This window comes from Roseivirga sp. BDSF3-8 (assembly GCF_041449215.1).
Taxonomy (GTDB): Bacteria; Bacteroidota; Bacteroidia; order Cytophagales; family Cyclobacteriaceae; genus JBGNFV01.
Genome location: NZ_JBGNFV010000001.1, coordinates 4,759,920 through 4,777,195, shown reverse-complemented (window position 1 = coordinate 4,777,195; position 17,276 = coordinate 4,759,920). Strand labels below are relative to the sequence as shown.

At 46.1% G+C, this 17,276-nt stretch carries 12 protein-coding genes; 10 read left to right on the top strand and 2 right to left on the bottom strand.

The features are described from left to right. The first annotated feature begins 47 nt into the window (after positions 1–47). The 7 genes from AB9P05_RS19710 to AB9P05_RS19680 all read left to right on the top strand — a co-directional run bounded on the left by AB9P05_RS19710 (position 48) and on the right by AB9P05_RS19680 (position 6,057). Positions 48–965, top strand: coding sequence for an NADP-dependent oxidoreductase (locus tag AB9P05_RS19710; RefSeq protein WP_371910556.1), 918 nt, complete (start codon positions 48–50; stop codon positions 963–965). 49 nt (positions 966–1,014) lie between these two features. Then, a complete protein-coding gene (locus AB9P05_RS19705) occupies positions 1,015–1,167 on the top strand; it encodes a hypothetical protein (RefSeq protein ID WP_371910555.1) in 153 nt (50 codons plus the stop codon). A gap of 63 nt (positions 1,168–1,230) precedes the next feature. Next, positions 1,231–2,802 (top strand): radical SAM protein, encoded by a 1,572-nt coding sequence (locus AB9P05_RS19700; RefSeq protein ID WP_371910554.1) that lies wholly within the window; start codon positions 1,231–1,233, stop codon positions 2,800–2,802. Positions 2,803–2,804: 2 nt separating this feature from the next. Beyond that, positions 2,805–3,584, top strand: coding sequence for a class I SAM-dependent methyltransferase (locus AB9P05_RS19695; protein ID WP_371910553.1), 780 nt, complete (start codon positions 2,805–2,807; stop codon positions 3,582–3,584). Beyond that, positions 3,581–4,639 (top strand): hypothetical protein, encoded by a 1,059-nt coding sequence (locus AB9P05_RS19690; protein ID WP_371910552.1) that lies wholly within the window; start codon positions 3,581–3,583, stop codon positions 4,637–4,639. The genes AB9P05_RS19695 and AB9P05_RS19690 overlap by 4 nt, the downstream gene beginning before the upstream one ends. A gap of 4 nt (positions 4,640–4,643) precedes the next feature. Next, complete coding sequence (locus AB9P05_RS19685; protein ID WP_371910551.1) at positions 4,644–5,504, top strand: phytanoyl-CoA dioxygenase family protein; 861 nt, start codon at positions 4,644–4,646, stop codon at positions 5,502–5,504. Continuing rightward, the gene (locus AB9P05_RS19680) at positions 5,455–6,057 is read left to right on the top strand and encodes a flavodoxin family protein (RefSeq protein WP_371910550.1); all 603 of its coding nucleotides are present in this window, start codon (positions 5,455–5,457) and stop codon (positions 6,055–6,057) included. Before AB9P05_RS19685 ends, AB9P05_RS19680 begins: the two co-directional genes overlap by 50 nt. Before the next feature lie 162 nt (positions 6,058–6,219). Here the strand turns inward: AB9P05_RS19680 and AB9P05_RS19675 are convergent, their stop codons facing one another. After that, entirely contained in the window at positions 6,220–7,410 is a 1,191-nt protein-coding gene (locus AB9P05_RS19675; RefSeq protein ID WP_371910549.1) for an IS4 family transposase, read from the bottom strand. A 539-nt stretch (positions 7,411–7,949) separates the two neighbouring features. Then, on the bottom strand, positions 7,950–9,074 hold the full coding sequence (locus tag AB9P05_RS19670) for a M57 family metalloprotease (protein WP_371910548.1): 1,125 nt from the start codon (positions 9,072–9,074) through the stop codon (positions 7,950–7,952). Positions 9,075–10,086: 1,012 nt separating this feature from the next. On the opposite strand from AB9P05_RS19670, the gene recQ reads away from it, so the two are divergent. The 3 genes from recQ (at position 10,087) to AB9P05_RS19655 (ending at position 17,274) form a co-directional block, all read left to right on the top strand. Further along, on the top strand, positions 10,087–12,255 hold the full coding sequence (gene recQ / locus AB9P05_RS19665) for a DNA helicase RecQ (protein ID WP_371910547.1): 2,169 nt from the start codon (positions 10,087–10,089) through the stop codon (positions 12,253–12,255). A gap of 144 nt (positions 12,256–12,399) precedes the next feature. Next, positions 12,400–14,970 (top strand): PIG-L family deacetylase, encoded by a 2,571-nt coding sequence (locus AB9P05_RS19660; RefSeq protein WP_371910546.1) that lies wholly within the window; start codon positions 12,400–12,402, stop codon positions 14,968–14,970. Positions 14,971–15,249: 279 nt separating this feature from the next. After that, on the top strand, positions 15,250–17,274 hold the full coding sequence (locus AB9P05_RS19655) for a DUF3858 domain-containing protein (protein WP_371910545.1): 2,025 nt from the start codon (positions 15,250–15,252) through the stop codon (positions 17,272–17,274). The last annotated feature ends 2 nt before the right edge of the window (positions 17,275–17,276 follow it).

Genomic DNA, 17,276 nt, shown 5'->3' with positions numbered 1-17,276 from the left:
TTATAATATAGGAGTTTATACGTCGTTCTTAAAAATTATTCATACCTATGAAAGCCGTAACAATTAAAAATTTTGGTGCACCTTCTGTCTTAGAGATATCAGAAATTGACACACCCAAACCGGGAAAAGATCAGGTACTGGTTAAAATCCATGCAAGTGCCGTCAATCCTATGGACTGGAAGATTAGGCAGTTTGGTACCGGAAAGAAATTAGACAAACCCTTAGTTTTAGGTATGGATATGGCCGGTGAGATAGTGATCCCGGATGCTTCTGCTGAATTTAAAGAAGGGGATAAGGTTTATGGATACATCGACACAGCCATCATGGGTTGTTATGCAGAATATGCGGCCGTGCCGGCATCCAATATTGCCATAATGCCCAAAAATATAAGTTTTGAAGAGGCAGCCTCCCTTCCTGTGTCATGTATTACCGCTATAGAGGGATTGTATGTGAAACATAATTTGAAAGAAGGGGAAAAGGTACTCATTCATGCAGCGGCGGGCGGTGTCGGGGTTATGGCCGTACAACTGGCACGGCTGTCGGGAGCTACAGTATATGCAACAGCATCTTCCAGAAACCATGAATTCTTATCAAAATTGGGAGTACATGAGTGTATTGATTATAACACAGTCATGTTCGATGAGGCACTGTCTGATTTAGATGTCGTATTTGAAGCTATAGGAGGAGATGTGCAAAAAAGGTCTCATAAGGTATTGAAAAAGGGAGGCTCTCTTGTTTCTATTACAGACATACCTGACAAAGAAGTAGCCGACCAATATGACATAAACGTCTATCATGTATGGGCCCATCCAAATAAACAGATGCTTAATAAAGTCACTCAACTGGTTGAAGGTGGAGTTCTGGAACCTGTTATAGGAAAGGCATTCACATTAGAAGATATAAAACAGGCTCATGTATTGAGTGAAACTGGGCATGCCAGAGGTAAGATAGTAGTAACTATATAAACATTAAATGTCAAAACATTCATTAATAAAATACATAATTCAAGATCATATGCAATCAAAAAACGACAAGTCATTGGAGAACCTTGTTGGTTTTTCTAAAGAAGAAATGAAAGGTTTCAAAGCAGGCCTTAATGTATTTCATCAGGAGTCCCTGGATGTAGATTCCAGAGATGTCTTTGTAGACGAGGCGTTAAAGCCGTAAACATTCTTATGCGCCTGAATTATTCAGGCGCATACTATTGAACGCTGAAAAACTACTAAACCTATGAATAAAAAACTATGCCTTATCCGGGCTCCTTATCTATATAAATATGCCAATCTTGATATTGCAGAGGAACCTATCCTTACCTATCTTATGGGCTATTTTAAGTCCATAGGTTTTGAGAAGTTTTACCTTTTTGATTTTCATCTTGTAAGAGATACCAGCTTAAAAGATTTACTTATAGATGGCATAACAGATTATGTTATAGCTGTTAGAGAAACAGGTGAAAATGTTCACTACGTAAAAAGACTTTGTAAAAACCTCACGCAGGCAACAAACGCCAATGTCTATGTGTACGGACATGTAGCCCGCCTCAAAAAAATGACGGGATGGCCGGAAAACGTTAAATTTGTACACCAGAGTGAAATAGCCCTGGCAAAGGAGATTGGCCTTGATACCACCGGAGCCACCTTTGGCAATGGCCTTACGGCAGATCCTTACTTTCATACCTTTTCTTTTTCGCCCTCTACGGCGAAGAGAGCCAAAGCCGCTCTGGAGACCACCAGAGGGTGTCACTTTCCTTGCTCTTTTTGCTTTATAAATCAGGGCAAAAACTACGATAAACGCTGGTCCATGAGGCCAAATGAAGATGTACTAGCGGATATCGGCTATTATTATGATCTGGGAATAAGAAGTTACGTATTCTATGACTCCGAATTCATAGGTAAAAATCCTGATGATTATCCCCAGAAAAAAGCGCTGTTAAAAGAAATTATTGAGAATTATCCCGGTATAAAATATAAGATATACTGTCGGGCAGATACACTGACCGCCTTTAATGAATTTGCTTTACTTAAGGAGTCAGGACTAGTACAGGTTTTCGTCGGGGCAGAATCTCTTGACCAGAGTGATCTTGATGCTCTAAATAAAAACCTATCCGTAGAGGTAACATTAGAATGTATAGATAAGCTCAAAGAGCATGATATCTATGCTAATTTAAGCTTCATTACCTTTAACAGGAATACTACCATATCAACTCTGGAAACAAATCTGGAAAAGATAACAACATTGCTGATTGAGAAGCCTAGACTTATAGGTGTGCCCGGCTTTACATTTGCCTTTGAAAGCAATTGGCGACCGGATAAGAAAAGGAAAGAAGAAGATGCTAAAAAGAACTTGCTTTCTGGCAAAACATATGTTTTGCACGATCTGAAACAGAAGGAGCAACCTGAAGATGCAGAAGTATTCAGTGCTGAATTGGAAGCACTAATGGAAATATATAGACTTTTAGCCTACGAGTGGAATAAAAAGCTTACCAAACTGAATTATTCCAGAGATAAAAGTAGTACTGAAGAGCTGAACCAAATTAATGATTGGTTTGAAGGTCTGTCCGGTTTCTGCCTAAAGATCATGAAGAAATATCTTTATGCTTTCAAGGCTAATGAGTTAAACCTTGATAGCCTGGCTTTTCATAGCGAAAAGTTATTTGAAGAGATTGCAGATTATTATAAAGTTCTTCCTTCTCACCTTCAGGAATTGGAGACTTATACATCTCATGCCAGCACCATGTCATATAGTGCCCAATCTGAAAGGGTGGAAGACGATGAATACTGGCTAAACAATATTCCTGCGTGATTATGATACAGGATTTTTACCAGCAATACTCTCGGTATTATGATGTCATAGCTAATGACAGGGATTTTTCTGCTCAAACCAGACTGATTCGAAACCGCTTAAACACAAATGAGGGTCAAAAAAAAGTTTTAGAGCTTTTTGCCGGTCCGGCTTATCATGGAATAGAATTTCAGTCCGGACACAATGATTATGTAGCAGCTATAGAGAGTAGCCCGCACATGAAACATTTGGCAGAAGATAAAGGATTTGGTAGTCCTGGTGAATATTATATTGGCAGTATTCCTACAGACCTTAAGCAGTTTTCAGAAAATACTTTCGATTGCATACTGGGTTTGAGATATAGTATTGGCTACTTGTCCAGAGAAAACCTTTATGAGATGCTGCGGCAGTGTAAAAGACTGATCAAAGCCTCTGGAAAGGTATTTCTTGAAGTACATGACATATCTGCCATAACAGGAAACCTTACTAACGACAGTATTCGCGACCGGAAAAAAACTACTGATTCAGATGAAGAAATAAACTGTATATGGCCAGACGGAGCAATCCAATGGGACAATTTGGATTATAAGGCTTCTATGAACGTATCTCTTACTATAGAAAGAGAACAAGAGAAGGTTGAAAAATCCTTTGTATCCATTGAAAATATATACTGTGCTAAAGAGGTTATTTTCTTAGCAAACCTAATAGGTTTCAGTAGCGCATTACCTCAATTTGAGGGTAATGATAAGCAAGTTTGGTTCAATGAATTTAAAAGCTCAATAATTATAGAACTATTCCTATGAAAAGATTTTTTTATGACTATTCCAGACCATTAAGAAAAGTAGAGGTACTAGTTCATCTTTTAAATTTAGATGATCATTCTGAATATGAGAAAATCAGCAATGGTATTCAGCATGCTTCAGAGAAGTTCGGCTTTACTTATGAACCGATCAGTGATATTAATGAAGGTAAAATTCTTTTAGGTGAACAGATTGTAAGGCTATTGATTATAGTTTCGGACAAACCATTTACCAGATCTGTCGCGGAATTCGGACTCACTGCTTTACATACTTATACTGCCGTATCTATAGCATTTAACTATAGTAGTCTTGCCGAAATGCTTTCGCATGAGGAAATGATAAATCTTTACAAAAGATTATCAAATGACAGAATAAACTTTCTGCGACCTGTACAGCAGGAGGATAACACCTATGTGGTAGGTCATGAGAAAATTGTAGACAATTCAATTTGTGATAGCGTAAGAGTAAAATACAAAGCAGAGTGTCTAGATAATAGCCCCGTTCAGTTATCTGCACCTATCAGGAAATACTTTGAAAATTGTGCTGCTGCATATCGTGATTATGTTTTGTATCACAGAAGTCCTTCGGATGGATACTTCGCAGTAAGGGTTCCTGATACAGATAGATTTTATGTGACTTCTACTAAAACCTATAAGGATAATCTGAATATTGAACGTATAGCTGAGGTGGTATCATATGACCCTTCGAAGAACTTACTTAAGTATAGGGGGAAATTCATGCCTTCAAGTGATTCGGTAGAGGCTGCTATAGTCTTTAAGGACATGCCGGAAGTCAACTCTTTGTTGCATACACATGCTAGCAAACAATTTACAAGAAACCCTCAATTTAGCCATAAAATTAAGATGCCTATAGCATCTTACGGTGAGTATGAAACAGGTCTTATGTTACGGGACGCCCTTAAAAATGAGAGTGATGGGTTTATTATAATGGAGGACCACGGGGAGGTATTTTCCTGTACAGAGTTCAATGTGCCTGCCACTGTATTTAAGAACCTGGATATTTATCGTCAATTAAATCGTAAGTCCGTTTCGGTGTAAAATTATGAATAAAACAGTGCTTCCTAATATAAGTAGCCTTGAAAAAAAGATCTTTAATGATCCTCATCTTCAGAAAAAATTTCTTGAAGATGGCTTTCTGGTGCTGGATGACACGATCGATGAGGAAGGTTTGGCGTACCTCACAAGCTTCTTCGTTCAGAACAAAGATAAGTATGGTAGAAAAACATATATAAGCACCATTGAGCTAAGAGATATTGAACATAGAGCTAAAGCGAATGAACTATTTAAATATGTAACCAAGCCTGTAGCGGATAAATATCTCTATAATTATAAACAGTTCTATGGAGGGTATGGTGTAAAACTTACTACTGCTGAAGATTCTATACTAGGTACGCATATTGATACCACTATGGTTCCCTATGAAGGTAATCGTACAGGTATTACTATGTGGATACCTTTAATAGATGTGGATGAATCCAATGGCTGCGTTCATGTGGTTCGTGGTAGTCACAAATACCATAGATTACCCAGAGCCCAACGGTGTTCTTTTCCATATGAAGCGTTTGTAGATGTAATAGAAAAACATTATATGGAGCCCGTGCCGGTTCGAAGAGGTCAGATATTTATAATGGACCAATCTCTGATCCACCGTTCAGGACCAAATAATTCTGAATATGTAAGAGTGGCCGCGATGGGTATGTTCAAGCCTGAAGAAGAAAAGCTTGTTTATTATAATAGGGTCAGTGAAGATACCGAGGAGGATTTGGATGTTTATGAGGTTGAGGATGACTTTTATTTGAGACACACGCTATCTACTACGCCTAAAGAGGGGGTGAAAACCCACCTTTACAAAAATGACAGGAAACCTTATATATGGTTTGATAAAAAAGAAATACAAGCCTAGCAACAGCCAGCTTATTGTTAGCCTTAACCATAAAAATGTTATTCTTAGAAAGAAACCTTTGGTAATAGTAGGGAGTCATAGAAAAGAAAGTGACACCCTTACTTTTACTGAAGAAGTTATGAAAGGCATACCACACAAACTGATAAATCTGAAAGACAGAAAAATAAGTGCTTATTGTTATTCGGGAAAGTATTCAGAAGATGATGACTTTGAAAAAATAGCTTCACTTATGGCCGTTCATAACCCTATAGTTTTTGCCACCCCAGTGTATTGGTATACTATGAGCGGACTGATGAAAGACTATTTTGACAGGATCACAGACTTGCTTACTATTAACAAAACAGGAGGAAGAAGGCTGAGGGGTAAAACTATGTTTGTAATTTCTGTAGGATCGGATAAAAAATGTCCCGATGGGTTTGAAATGCCATTTCGAAATACGGCAACCTACCTGGGAATGAGATTTGGCGGAATTGCTTACCAATCTACTAAAAGGAAAAATATTAAGGACTTTGAAATTATCAGGAGGCGATTGATAAGACATACTTATATATAATTGGTGAATCTATTATACGCTGCAATAATTTCAATTTAGGACACAAATTGCGCCGGGCCTCTGGATCTTTACTATTGAATCACACCCGTCCTAAACGATTTGAAATGAGGTATAAATCATTCTTTTTGGTTCCTATTCGCTGATTTTTTGCTGATTTCAAAATCAAGCCCCCCTAATATTATTAGACGTAAATAAGCTTAATTGTATTTCTGCAGGTGTGTCTTCCCTAAAGCTTGGCCTGTCCAGCCATTTATATAGGTCTAATTTAAGGAACAAGCTTACTCTAAGGAAGGTGACCAAATTGGACAGATGCCAGTTGAATGCTGCTTTCTGTTTCAGATATTTGAGTAGTAATATCACGATCATAGCCGTCCATACCTGAATGAGCACAGCGTTGGGGCTGGTGCCTATAAATGACTTTATCTTCAGGTTTTGCTTCACCTGCTTAAAGAACACCTCGATCTCCCATCGGCTTTTATACAAATCAGCAACTGTTTTTGCTTGCCAGTCGAAGTTATTGGTCAGGAAGGTGAGCTCCTTTTGCTGTATGCTGTCCCAAACACGTACCAGCCTGAGTTTACCCGGATACGCTTCTGCCGACCGGGGACTTTTAAGGCAAATATCCCGGTCACTGATGATGTCTGTAGCCTTGTAACCATTGATGGCATAATCAGCTATCAGTTGTGCTTTCAGGTTACTTTTGGCTCTGATCACAAAATACACCCTGGTGCTGTCCAAATCGTTTAACCACTTGAAGTCCAGGTAAGCCCGGTCTGCTACCAATACACTACCACTGGGTATATTTACTGTCCTTGCAGCCTGAATATCATGCTGTTTGCCTTCTGTCATGTCGATAAAGGCAGGAAGACAGCCGTCATAGTCCAGTAAGGTGTGTAGCTTGACAGCCCCTTTTCTACTGCGGAAATGGGCCCAGTCAAAGGCCTGCAGCGATAAGGGAACTGTAGTGCTGTCCAAAATAAACACCTTACGCTTCAGGCGTTTCATACCAGTCCGTTTGAAGGGCTGTCCGGACTGAAGGTGTGTCTGCAACTCATAGTAAAAGTCTCGGAAGACCTCCCAGGACCGATGCTTGTTCATGTAAGCAATAGAGGACTTACTGGGGACTCGATCAATACCCAAATGAACGATGTTTTTTGACATAGCTTTCATGCCCTGCACCACATCTCTAATTGAGTCTGCTTTTGCCAGATGGCAAAACAGCATCGATATAAGGTGGTGACGAGTGATCAAACCTTTGCTGTGCTTGTCCGAATGATGATGTTGGACTATTCTTCTAAAGTTAGCCGTGGGAAGAAGGCTGATTATCTGACTGAAAAGTGTTACTTTTGACATGACTGGATATATTATTGATTCACTACCTATAATATAAGGCAACTTCGGTTGCCTTCCAGTCTTTTTCCCTCTCTAGTATTTATTTAGGACAGGTGTGTATTGAATCAATAAGAGCAGTAATTGGCTAAGATAGGCTTATCTATTTTTAGCCTGTGAAGGTAAGGCAGGCAGAGATAAAAAGTTGTATTTACCCGAAAAACAGCTTTTTATACTTTTCTACCCCCAGCGGTGTAGGTATCAGTCGGATTCCCAGAAGGAGAATTTGAGTGTTTAATTTGACAGCTATGGAGCCCAGGAAGGGAATTTTGGTGGTTAGCTCAACGACTGTGGAGCCCAGAAGGGGGGGTGGAGGTTAGCTTGATAGGCCTAGCCATAACGGGACCAGGGCCTTAAAACTTCATCTTGCTTTGAGCAATAAATGGCCGGCCGGATGCCAGAGAGACATGCATATGACCCTAAACATATAGCTCATTTTTTAACAAAAGAAACAGCCCCCGGTGAGGACACTGGAGGCTGTCTGTGATACCCGGTCAAATAACTCAATATCCCGCTGTGCCGGAATCCCAGAAGGCGGTACCGCCCTGGTAGATCACGAAGTTGCCGTCGTCCTGTATTACGGCAAAGGCATTATGGCGATTGTTGGTACCGGAGTCCCAGTAGTCATTAAAGCTGTTGTCATATACCACGAGGTTGCCATCACCCTGCATAATGGCTTTGGTGGCTGAGGTGCCGCCGGTATTACTGGACCAGATCGGCACATTATACTTATACAGGACAAAGTTCCCATCGCTCTGCATGACTACCTTAAAGCGGTTATCATTAGACTGGATAAACTGATTAGTGGAAAGCTGCTCTCCTGGCACGAGGTTATTGCCGGCATTGGCCTGGGTGGCGTACAGGGTTTTTACGCCCACTTTGTCGTAAAATGACCAGCCTACCCAGCTAAGCCCGCAAATGGTACTGTTCATCACCGAATTACTATCGGAGGTAGGAGTGCCGGCAATAGTATTGGCAAAGGGTTCGTTCCGTGATGACCAGTCGGTATGGCGCAATCCGATACAGTGTCCCAGTTCGTGAGCTACGAGCTGGGTCAGGCGCGAATCACTGGTATACCCTCTCTGAATCATATAGCTCTCATTAATATTCACCAGGCTGTAAGGCCGGCCTGATGAGGTGGGGAAGCCGGCAATGCCGCATATGCCTGAACTGAGGTTGCTGCGGCGTATGGTAATATTTGCCTGAGAAGCGGAGTATACCCTTGACATGGAGATACCTGAGCCAATACCATTAACTGATGAGATGGCATCGTTAACGGCATTGCTCAGATTAAGGGAGCTGAATGAGGCATCATCCAGGTAAACCTTGATGTTCCAGTAGGCTGGTGCAATGATATAATCGGACCGGGCCTGCTCCGTGCTTGGGCCATGATCTTGCTTAAGGTCTTCCTTATGGAAAATGATGTCTCCCTCGGCAATGTAGTAATCGTCGAACTCTTGGAGGCCTTCCACGCTCACACCGGCGTCTTTGATCTTCTGGATCATTTCAGCACTGATGTCGACAGGGTCGGTTTGATGAACAGGCTCAAGGGATGGATCTTCGTTACATGACCAGAATGCGAATAATGATAACACCATTACCAGCGTTATACGTCTTGTGGTTTTCATAGACTATTGGTTAGTTAATAAATTGATTAATATGTAAGCATATAAGTACTGAGACATACCTTTTCCATTACATGTATCATATGTTATTTATAACAGCCTTTGAACAGGGGCTAAGGATCGCACGCTTCCCGTAAACCTGCCCCATAAGCGGAAAATATTGATTGGAATGATTAAAAAAGGTGTATCCGGTTGATTTTAGAGGTTTTTCATAGTTTATCGGGTTGATGATGTTGGTGGTTCATGTTCAGGTTATTACAGGCAAGGATATCCTGTGATTATATATTCAATTAGGCCATTTCATTAAACATAATCAATACCCCTGTTTGTGGGAGATTACACGCCCTCATCCTCAGTAATTAAATACTATTGAATTTTAACATAATATCAGTTGATTTTGATGGTATTGAATGGGGGTTTGTATTCCACTCATAGGGCCATGTGCATAAAGTCAGGTGTGGCGGGGCTGCGTGCCTATGGCACTTAGGTCTTTTCGGCGGCGATATGCTACAAAGGCGGCGCCCCGGTGGGGCTATGTATGGTCAGATTAAGCTAAAAAATTCTTCTCTTAACATAGCAGGCATACTGACAAAGTCATCAAAGCAGTTATAAGTCCCCTTTCGGTCCTGCAAAAGCTCCTTTAAGGTACCCAGGCCGCGGCGAAGGGGGCTGGGGTAGATAGTCGGGTAGGGCACTGCCTTTAGGGCCGGAGTGTAACGCGGCAGTGAACTCGATATAGGGGCAGGAGAGTAGCGGAACCTGGTGCACGCCCGCCCCTGAAGGAAAAAGTGTGCCATCTTTTTCCTTCTGTCCCCGAAAGTCGGACCTCTCCCAGAGAGTGGGGAATGACTAACGTGCCATTTTTTTTAGTTGCTTACATTCTTAATCTAACGGCAAGGCGGGCGCCGTCGGGAAGGGAAAAATTTCTGCGGGTAAACCGGGCTCATGATGCACTTCAGCCTTTGATCTCATATTTGATTGGCAAAAGACGAGGCTATGCCCGTAATTTGCGCGCATGCAAGCCCTCGACATTCTGCAAAAAACTTTCGGTTATACCGCTTTCCGCGGCAACCAGGCGCAAATAATCAATAGCGTATGCTCCGGTAAGGACACTATGGTGCTTATGCCTACGGGCGGGGGTAAGTCGCTTTGCTACCAGGTGCCTGCCCTTATGATGGAGGGCCTTACGGTGGTATTCAGTCCGCTTATTGCGCTGATGAAGGACCAGGTGGATGCGCTGCGGCTAAACGGGGTGAAGGCGGCCTACCTGAACAGCACGGTGCCCTATGCCGAACAGCAATCGATCATACAGATGATCCGGCAGAATGAGCTGAAGCTGCTCTACATAGCGCCGGAGCGCCTGGCTGCACCGGAGGGGCAGGAGGGGGGTAACTCGGCCTTCTTCAATTTTCTCAAAAACCAGAAGGTAAGCCTCTTTGCCATAGATGAGGCGCACTGTATCTCGCACTGGGGGCATGACTTCCGCCCGGATTACCTGTCTCTATCATTATTAAAAGAGAACTTTCCTGATACGCCGGTAGTGGCGCTGACGGCAACGGCGGATAAGCAGACGCGGGCGGACATACTGGACAAGCTGTGCCTGCCGGACCCGAAGGTATTTCTGAGCAGCTTTAACCGGCCTAATATCCGCTATGAGGTGATTCCTAAGCAGCAGAGCTTTGGCAAGCTGGTGACGTGGCTGCAGCACTTCCCGAATGAGGCGGGCATTGTGTACTGCCTTAGCCGAAAATCTACAGAAACTACGGCGGCCAAACTGCGGGATGCGGGGTATGATGCGCTGCCGTACCATGCGGGGCTGAGCCGCGAGGAGCGTGACCGCCACCAGGACCTCTTCCTGAAGGACGAGGTGCGTATCATAGTGGCCACGATTGCTTTTGGTATGGGGATAGATAAGAGTAATGTGCGCTTTGTGGTGCACATGGACTTGCCTAAGAATATCGAAAGCTACTACCAGGAAACGGGCCGTGCGGGAAGGGACGGCCTGGACAGCCGGGCGCTGCTGTTCTATACGTATGCGGACGTGGTGCGCCTGCAGGGCTTTATAGAGGTGGACGGCAACGAGGAGCAGACGGCGATCATGAAGCATAAGCTGAGCCGGATGGCCAAATACTGCGAGGCGACTACCTGCCGCCGCAAGTACCTGCTGAACTACTTTGACGAGAAGGCGCCGGACCAGTGTGGTAACTGTGATGTGTGCCTGGCTAACTATGAGCGGGAGGAAAACACGGTACCGGCACAGAAGGCTCTCTCGGCAGTGGTGCGCACGGGCCAGCAATACGGTGAGGTGTACCTAACGAAGATACTGACGGGCTCACGCTCATCCAGCGTGAAGGAGGAGCACAAGCAGATCAAGACCTATGGGGTAGGTGCGGAATATGACAGTAAGGGCTGGCGCGATATTTACAAAGCGCTGATACAGCAGGGCTACCTGGAGGTGACCACGGATAAATTCCAAACGCTGAAGCTTACCCAAAAAAGTGCGGCCCTGCTGAAGGGTGAGGAAAATTTTTACGTACTGAGGGCCACGAATGACACGCTTGCGCAGGGGCTTGACAAACAAGCGGATAGCGGGTTTGAAGAGATTCTCTTCGAAAGGCTCAGGCTGGTACGCCGCCAAATGGCGAAGGCCGAGGGGGTGGCTCCTTACCTGGTGCTGGGGGACAACTCGCTGCGGGAGATGGCTACTTACCTGCCGGAAACCCCTGACCACCTGAAGCGTATAGCGGGCTTTGGCGCTACCAAGATTGAGGCGTACGGGGAGGTGTTTTTAAAAGAGATAGCGGCCTATGCGGATGAGCGGGACATGCCCGGGCGAATGCACCTGATGCCGCGGGAGACGGCTGGCGGAGGGCGAAAAAAGCGCCGCGCTACGACGGATACGAAGAAGGAAAGTCTGGCAATGTGGAAGAAAGGTTACAGCATTACGGAGATTGCGGACCGCAGGGACATGACGGAAAGCACTATAGAAGGGCACCTGGCTCACTTTGTGGCAGAAGGCTCTCTGGCTATTGGTGACATGGTGGATAAGGCGGTTCAGGCAAAGATCAGGCAGGCTATTTCGCTACACGGTACGGCTGCGCTACGCCCCCTGAAAGACGAGGTGGGAGAGGAGATAAGCTATGGGCAGATCAAAATGGTGATAGCGGATACGAGGGGTAAATAGGACCTTTCTGAACAACTAAAAAGCGGGGCCGGCCAGGATATGCCTAACCATGAGGCGGGTGAGCGCGTAAACCAAATGGTGTGAATCAAGATCTGCGGTAATCACCGGCTTGGTGCTGATGTTTCTTCCGTGGATTTCTCATTTATGCATACAATCCCTAAATTCGGCGTTTGCCTGGCAAGGGCCATAGACTCAACAGAAGATAACTTATTGCTACCTCCTTATATGAAAACCCTACGGATAGCACTACTGGCGCTGCTCATTAGCGGAATCCCCTGCACTGCCGCGACGGCAAGGCAGCCTGACCAGCCGGATGCGGCAGAGATATACCATGACCTGCAAAAGCTGAATGTACTCGGCAGTGCGCTCTATGTGGCTGCTCACCCTGATGATGAAAATACCCGGCTGATTGCGTGGCTGGCTAATGAAAAGAAGCTGAACACGGCCTATATAGCAATGACGCGCGGGGATGGCGGCCAGAACCTGGTGGGCCCTGAGATACGGGAAGGCCTGGGCCTGATACGTACGAACGAGCTGCTGGAAGCCCGCGAGATAGACGGGGGAACGCAGTTTTTCACCCGTGCCAATGACTTTGGCTATAGCAAGGACCCTGACGAAACGTTTGACATATGGGAGAAGGAAAAGGTGCTGGCGGACCTGGTGTGGACGATCCGTAAGTTTCGTCCTGATGTGATGATTACGCGGTTTAACACCAAACCGGGTACCACTCATGGGCACCATACGGCTTCGGCCATACTGGCTGAGGAGGCGTTTGAGGCGGCGGGCGACCCGTCCCGATTTCCTGCGCAACTAACGTATGTGGAGCCGTGGCAGCCTGCGCGTCTCTTATTCAATACGTCGTGGTGGTTTTACGGCAGCCCTGAAAAGTTTGACACTACGGGCCTGCTGGGTGTGGATGTGGGGGCTTACAATGCGGTACTGGGCGAGTCTTATACGGAAATGGCTGCCAGGAGCCGCAGCATGCACAAAAGCCAGGGCTTTGGCGCCAGCACCAGCAGGGGTAGGCAAATGGAGTACCTGGATCCGCTGAAAGGTTCTATGGATAACAAGGACCTGCTTAGCGGCATAAATACTGACTGGGACAGGATAAAGGGTGGCAAGAAGGTAGGTGCCCATGTTAAAAAGGCCATCGAGCAATATGATATGCGGAACCCCGCGGCGATAGTGCCTCACCTGGTTAAAGCGCGGGAAGCGCTGCAGGGCTTGCCTGACAGCTACTGGAAGAAGGTGAAGATGAGGGAGACTGAGGCCCTGATCAAGGACGCACTGGGGCTGTATATGGAAGTAACGGCGGATGACTACAGCGCGGTGCCGGGGGACAGTGTTACGCTTAGGCTGGAAGCGGTAAACCGCTCGGTTACGCCGGTAACGCTAAATGACATAAGCCTGCCGGGGCTGGGCATCTCTGTAGCTCCGAACAAGGTACTGGCACAAAACACGTCCTTTGAGATGACGATCAAGGCCCGCCTGCCTGAGGATGCGGCGGTGAGTGAACCTTACTGGCTTAAGGACAGTGCCTCTCTGGGTATGTACGCGGTAGACGATCAGCAACTGATAGGCCTGCCCGGCTCACCGGACCACCTGGTAGCCTCATGGGACTACCGGGTAATGGAGCAGCCTGTTACTTACCAGACTACGTTATTATATAAACGTACTGACCCTGTGGCGGGAGAGCAGTACCGGAAGTTTGAGGTAACGCCTGCACTGAGCATAGGCCTGCAGGAGGAGGTGAACATATTTCGCCCCGGCAAGGCTGAGGAGGTAACGGCGGTAGTATCGGCGGGCACGGATAATGTAAGCGGTACGGTAAGCCTGCGCGTGCCCGGCGGGTGGACAGTGGAGCCGGCCGAAAGGGACTTCTCGCTGAGCCTGAAGGGGCAGTCGGATCAGGTGACCTTCACTGTAACCCCTCCGGCGGGAGGCAATGTGGGCAGAATGGAAGCCATAGCCAATGTAGGTAATAAGACGTACAGCCGTACGCTGCACCGTATCGAGTACCCCCACCTGCAACCGCTGGCCTACTACACGCCTGCAGAAGCCCGCATCGTGAGCCTGGACATTCAGAAAAGGGGGGAACGGATAGGCTACATTATGGGCGCAGGTGATGCGATACCGGGCAGCCTGCAGGAAGTGGGGTATGAGGTGGACATGCTGGATGCCACGAGCCTTGGTACGACTGATCTTTCCGGATATGATGCGATCATACTGGGGGTGAGGGCTTATAATACGGTAGAGGCCCTGAAGTTTGGCCAGCCTGCTCTAATGGGATACGTACAGAACGGAGGCAATGTGATCGTGCAGTATAATACGAACCGGGGACTGGTAACGGAAGACCTGGCACCTTATGAACTGAAGGTGAGCCGTGACCGGGTTACGGTGGAAGAAGCTGAAATACGGATGCTGTCGCCTGACCATCCTGTATTGAATACGCCTAACCGCATTACGCAGCAGGACTTTGAAGGCTGGGTACAGGAGAGGGGCCTATATTTCCCCGATGAGTGGGACGAGGATCACTTTACCGCTGTACTAAGCAGTAATGACCCGGGTGAAGAACCGAGAGACGGGGGCCTTCTGGTGGCCCGATACGGGGAAGGCTATTATATCTACACCGGCTACTCCTGGTTCAGGCAATTGCCGGCAGGGGTACCTGGTGCCTATCGGCTGTTTACCAACCTTATATCCGTGGGAAAATAGCTTCTCTTTTTCCAAAAACCTTAAGACCCCTGAAGGCGCCCACGGTTGTAAAATCGTGTAAGTTTTCCGGGGTTTTTTGTTAAAAAAAAGCGTGGCCATCCCGGCTTCACCACGTAACGTATTATCTGCACGCCCTCTATTTGTACATTTTAGCTTTACTCAGAGGGCTGCTTTTCCCTTTCTACATTTCAATGGCTCACCTGCTTTTGTCATTTAAATTCAATACTTTTTAGCTGTAATTTTATATAATTTTACGGCTTTAGTAACCGTAAAATGAACATGAAGAAAACACCACTTCTCCTGTTGGTTGGCTTATTCTGTGCATTCACCTCTGCCTTTGCCGGATCCGGCGATTTTGGTAAAGTGAAGGTGGAAGATCTAAGAAGCAGTAAATACCGCCTTGACCCTGAAGCCGAAGCTCACGTAATTTATGATAAGGGTTATACCCGTATAGACCTGGACCCTGTAAGTAATGACTTTGTGCTCTACTTTGACCGTGAGATCAGGATCAAGATATACAGCAAGGAAGGCTTTGATAAAGCCGACTTCACTATTCCCCTGCACAAGCAACTAGGCCTAAATGAGCAGATAAACTCTCTGAAGGCAACTACTTATACGCTGGAAGGTAATAAAATGTCCAAAACCAAGCTGGACAGAAAAGACGTGTACGAGGAGGACCTGGGGGGGGCGACCATCTACACAAAATTTACCATGCCTAATGTGAAAGAAGGCAGTATCATAGAGGTGGAATACCAGGTTAAGTCTGACATATTCTGGCGTATACCCACTTGGGAGTTTCAGTCGGATATACCAGTGCAGTACTCAGAGTACCAGGTGGATGTGCCGGAGTACTTCTTCTTCAAAGAAAATGTAACGGGCTACGCTCCTCTTGCGCAGGTGGACAAAACAAGCCGTACGTTTAACTTCCGCCTGGGGGCTCAAAGTATCTCACGCGGGGGTTCATGGCAAAGCGGCCCTCAGAACGGGGCTCCGGAGACGGTTACGTGCTCGGGCAGCAGCATGTACTACCTGGGAAAGAATATGCCCGCCCTGCGCGACGAGCCTTTCATGACGACGTATCATGATTATACCTCAAAGGTAAACCTGCAGATAGAAGGGGTACAGATGCCCGGCAGTGCTTACCGCTCGGTAATGTCTGACTGGAACAACATCATCGACAACTGGATGAAGCGTGATACTTACGCCAGACAGTTTGACCGTAAGTGGATGGATGAAGTGCTTGCTCCCCTGCAGGCTAAGCACTCGGGAACAGACCTGGCAGTGGCTATCTACGAGCATGTAAAGAACCACATGAACCACAACAATCTGGTCTCTTACTACCCCGATGCATCTCTGAAAAAAATATATGGTGAGCGCCAGGGCACTACGGCGGAGATTAACTTCCTGCTGACGGCGCTGCTTAAAAAGGCGGGTTTCACCGCTGTACCGGTGATCCTTAGTACCCGCGACCATGGGCGTGTGCACCCGGTATACCCCTTTATGGAGGAATACAACTATATGATTTCTGAGCTAATCGTAGATAACCAGCGTATCTTCCTTGATGCGACCTATAAAATGCTGCCCTTTGGCATGCTGCCTGTTCATGCGCTGAACGAAAGGGGACATGAAATGCTGCCCGGCGGGCAGTATGTGAGCCTGCGCCCTGCTGCCGGCCATACGGAATTTACGATGGCAAAAGGTACGATTGGCGAGGATGGCAGCCTGAAACTTGACGTGTCCGAATCACGCAAAAACTACGGCGCCTATAGCTGGAGACAGGAAATGGCGGAAGCCGGTGGAGAGGATGCTTACAAAGCCAGCCTCAAAAATAAGTTTGAAGGATGGGAAGTAAGTGATATTCAGATAGAAAACGCCTCGAACCTGTATGACGATATCTCCCGTAAGTACAGCCTGGTAAGTGAGGACAAGGCTCAGGCAAATGCAGGCACGATCTACATAGAGCCTATTTTGCTGGGTGCCGAAGAGGAGAACATCTTCAAGTTGGAAGACAGGGTGTTCCCGGTAGACATTCCTTACCCGACACAGTCTACATATATGCTTACGCTGACTCTGCCGGAAGGGTACACCATGGTAGAGGCTCCGCAGCCTCAGCAGGTGACCCTGCCGAACAATGGAGGCTCGTATACCTACCAGATCATGCAGAATGGTAATATGGTACAGGTGGTGAGCAAACTGAATCTGAATCAGCTTGCCTTCCCGCCAAACGAATACCCCAACCTGCGTAAATTCTATGAGATGATCATTGCGAAACAGGCAGAAACGATCGTACTCCAAAAGCAATAATT

Coding starts and splice junctions, on each gene's coding strand:
- AB9P05_RS19710 (WP_371910556.1), top strand. CDS start 48: ATGAAAGCCGTAACAATTAAAAATTTTGGTGCACCTTCTGTCTTAGAG.
- AB9P05_RS19705 (WP_371910555.1), top strand. CDS start 1,015: ATGCAATCAAAAAACGACAAGTCATTGGAGAACCTTGTTGGTTTTTCT.
- AB9P05_RS19700 (WP_371910554.1), top strand. CDS start 1,231: ATGAATAAAAAACTATGCCTTATCCGGGCTCCTTATCTATATAAATAT.
- AB9P05_RS19695 (WP_371910553.1), top strand. CDS start 2,805: ATGATACAGGATTTTTACCAGCAATACTCTCGGTATTATGATGTCATA.
- AB9P05_RS19690 (WP_371910552.1), top strand. CDS start 3,581: ATGAAAAGATTTTTTTATGACTATTCCAGACCATTAAGAAAAGTAGAG.
- AB9P05_RS19685 (WP_371910551.1), top strand. CDS start 4,644: ATGAATAAAACAGTGCTTCCTAATATAAGTAGCCTTGAAAAAAAGATC.
- AB9P05_RS19680 (WP_371910550.1), top strand. CDS start 5,455: ATGACAGGAAACCTTATATATGGTTTGATAAAAAAGAAATACAAGCCT.
- AB9P05_RS19675 (WP_371910549.1), bottom strand. CDS start 7,410: ATGTCAAAAGTAACACTTTTCAGTCAGATAATCAGCCTTCTTCCCACG.
- AB9P05_RS19670 (WP_371910548.1), bottom strand. CDS start 9,074: ATGAAAACCACAAGACGTATAACGCTGGTAATGGTGTTATCATTATTC.
- recQ (WP_371910547.1), top strand. CDS start 10,087: ATGCAAGCCCTCGACATTCTGCAAAAAACTTTCGGTTATACCGCTTTC.
- AB9P05_RS19660 (WP_371910546.1), top strand. CDS start 12,400: ATGCATACAATCCCTAAATTCGGCGTTTGCCTGGCAAGGGCCATAGAC.
- AB9P05_RS19655 (WP_371910545.1), top strand. CDS start 15,250: ATGAAGAAAACACCACTTCTCCTGTTGGTTGGCTTATTCTGTGCATTC.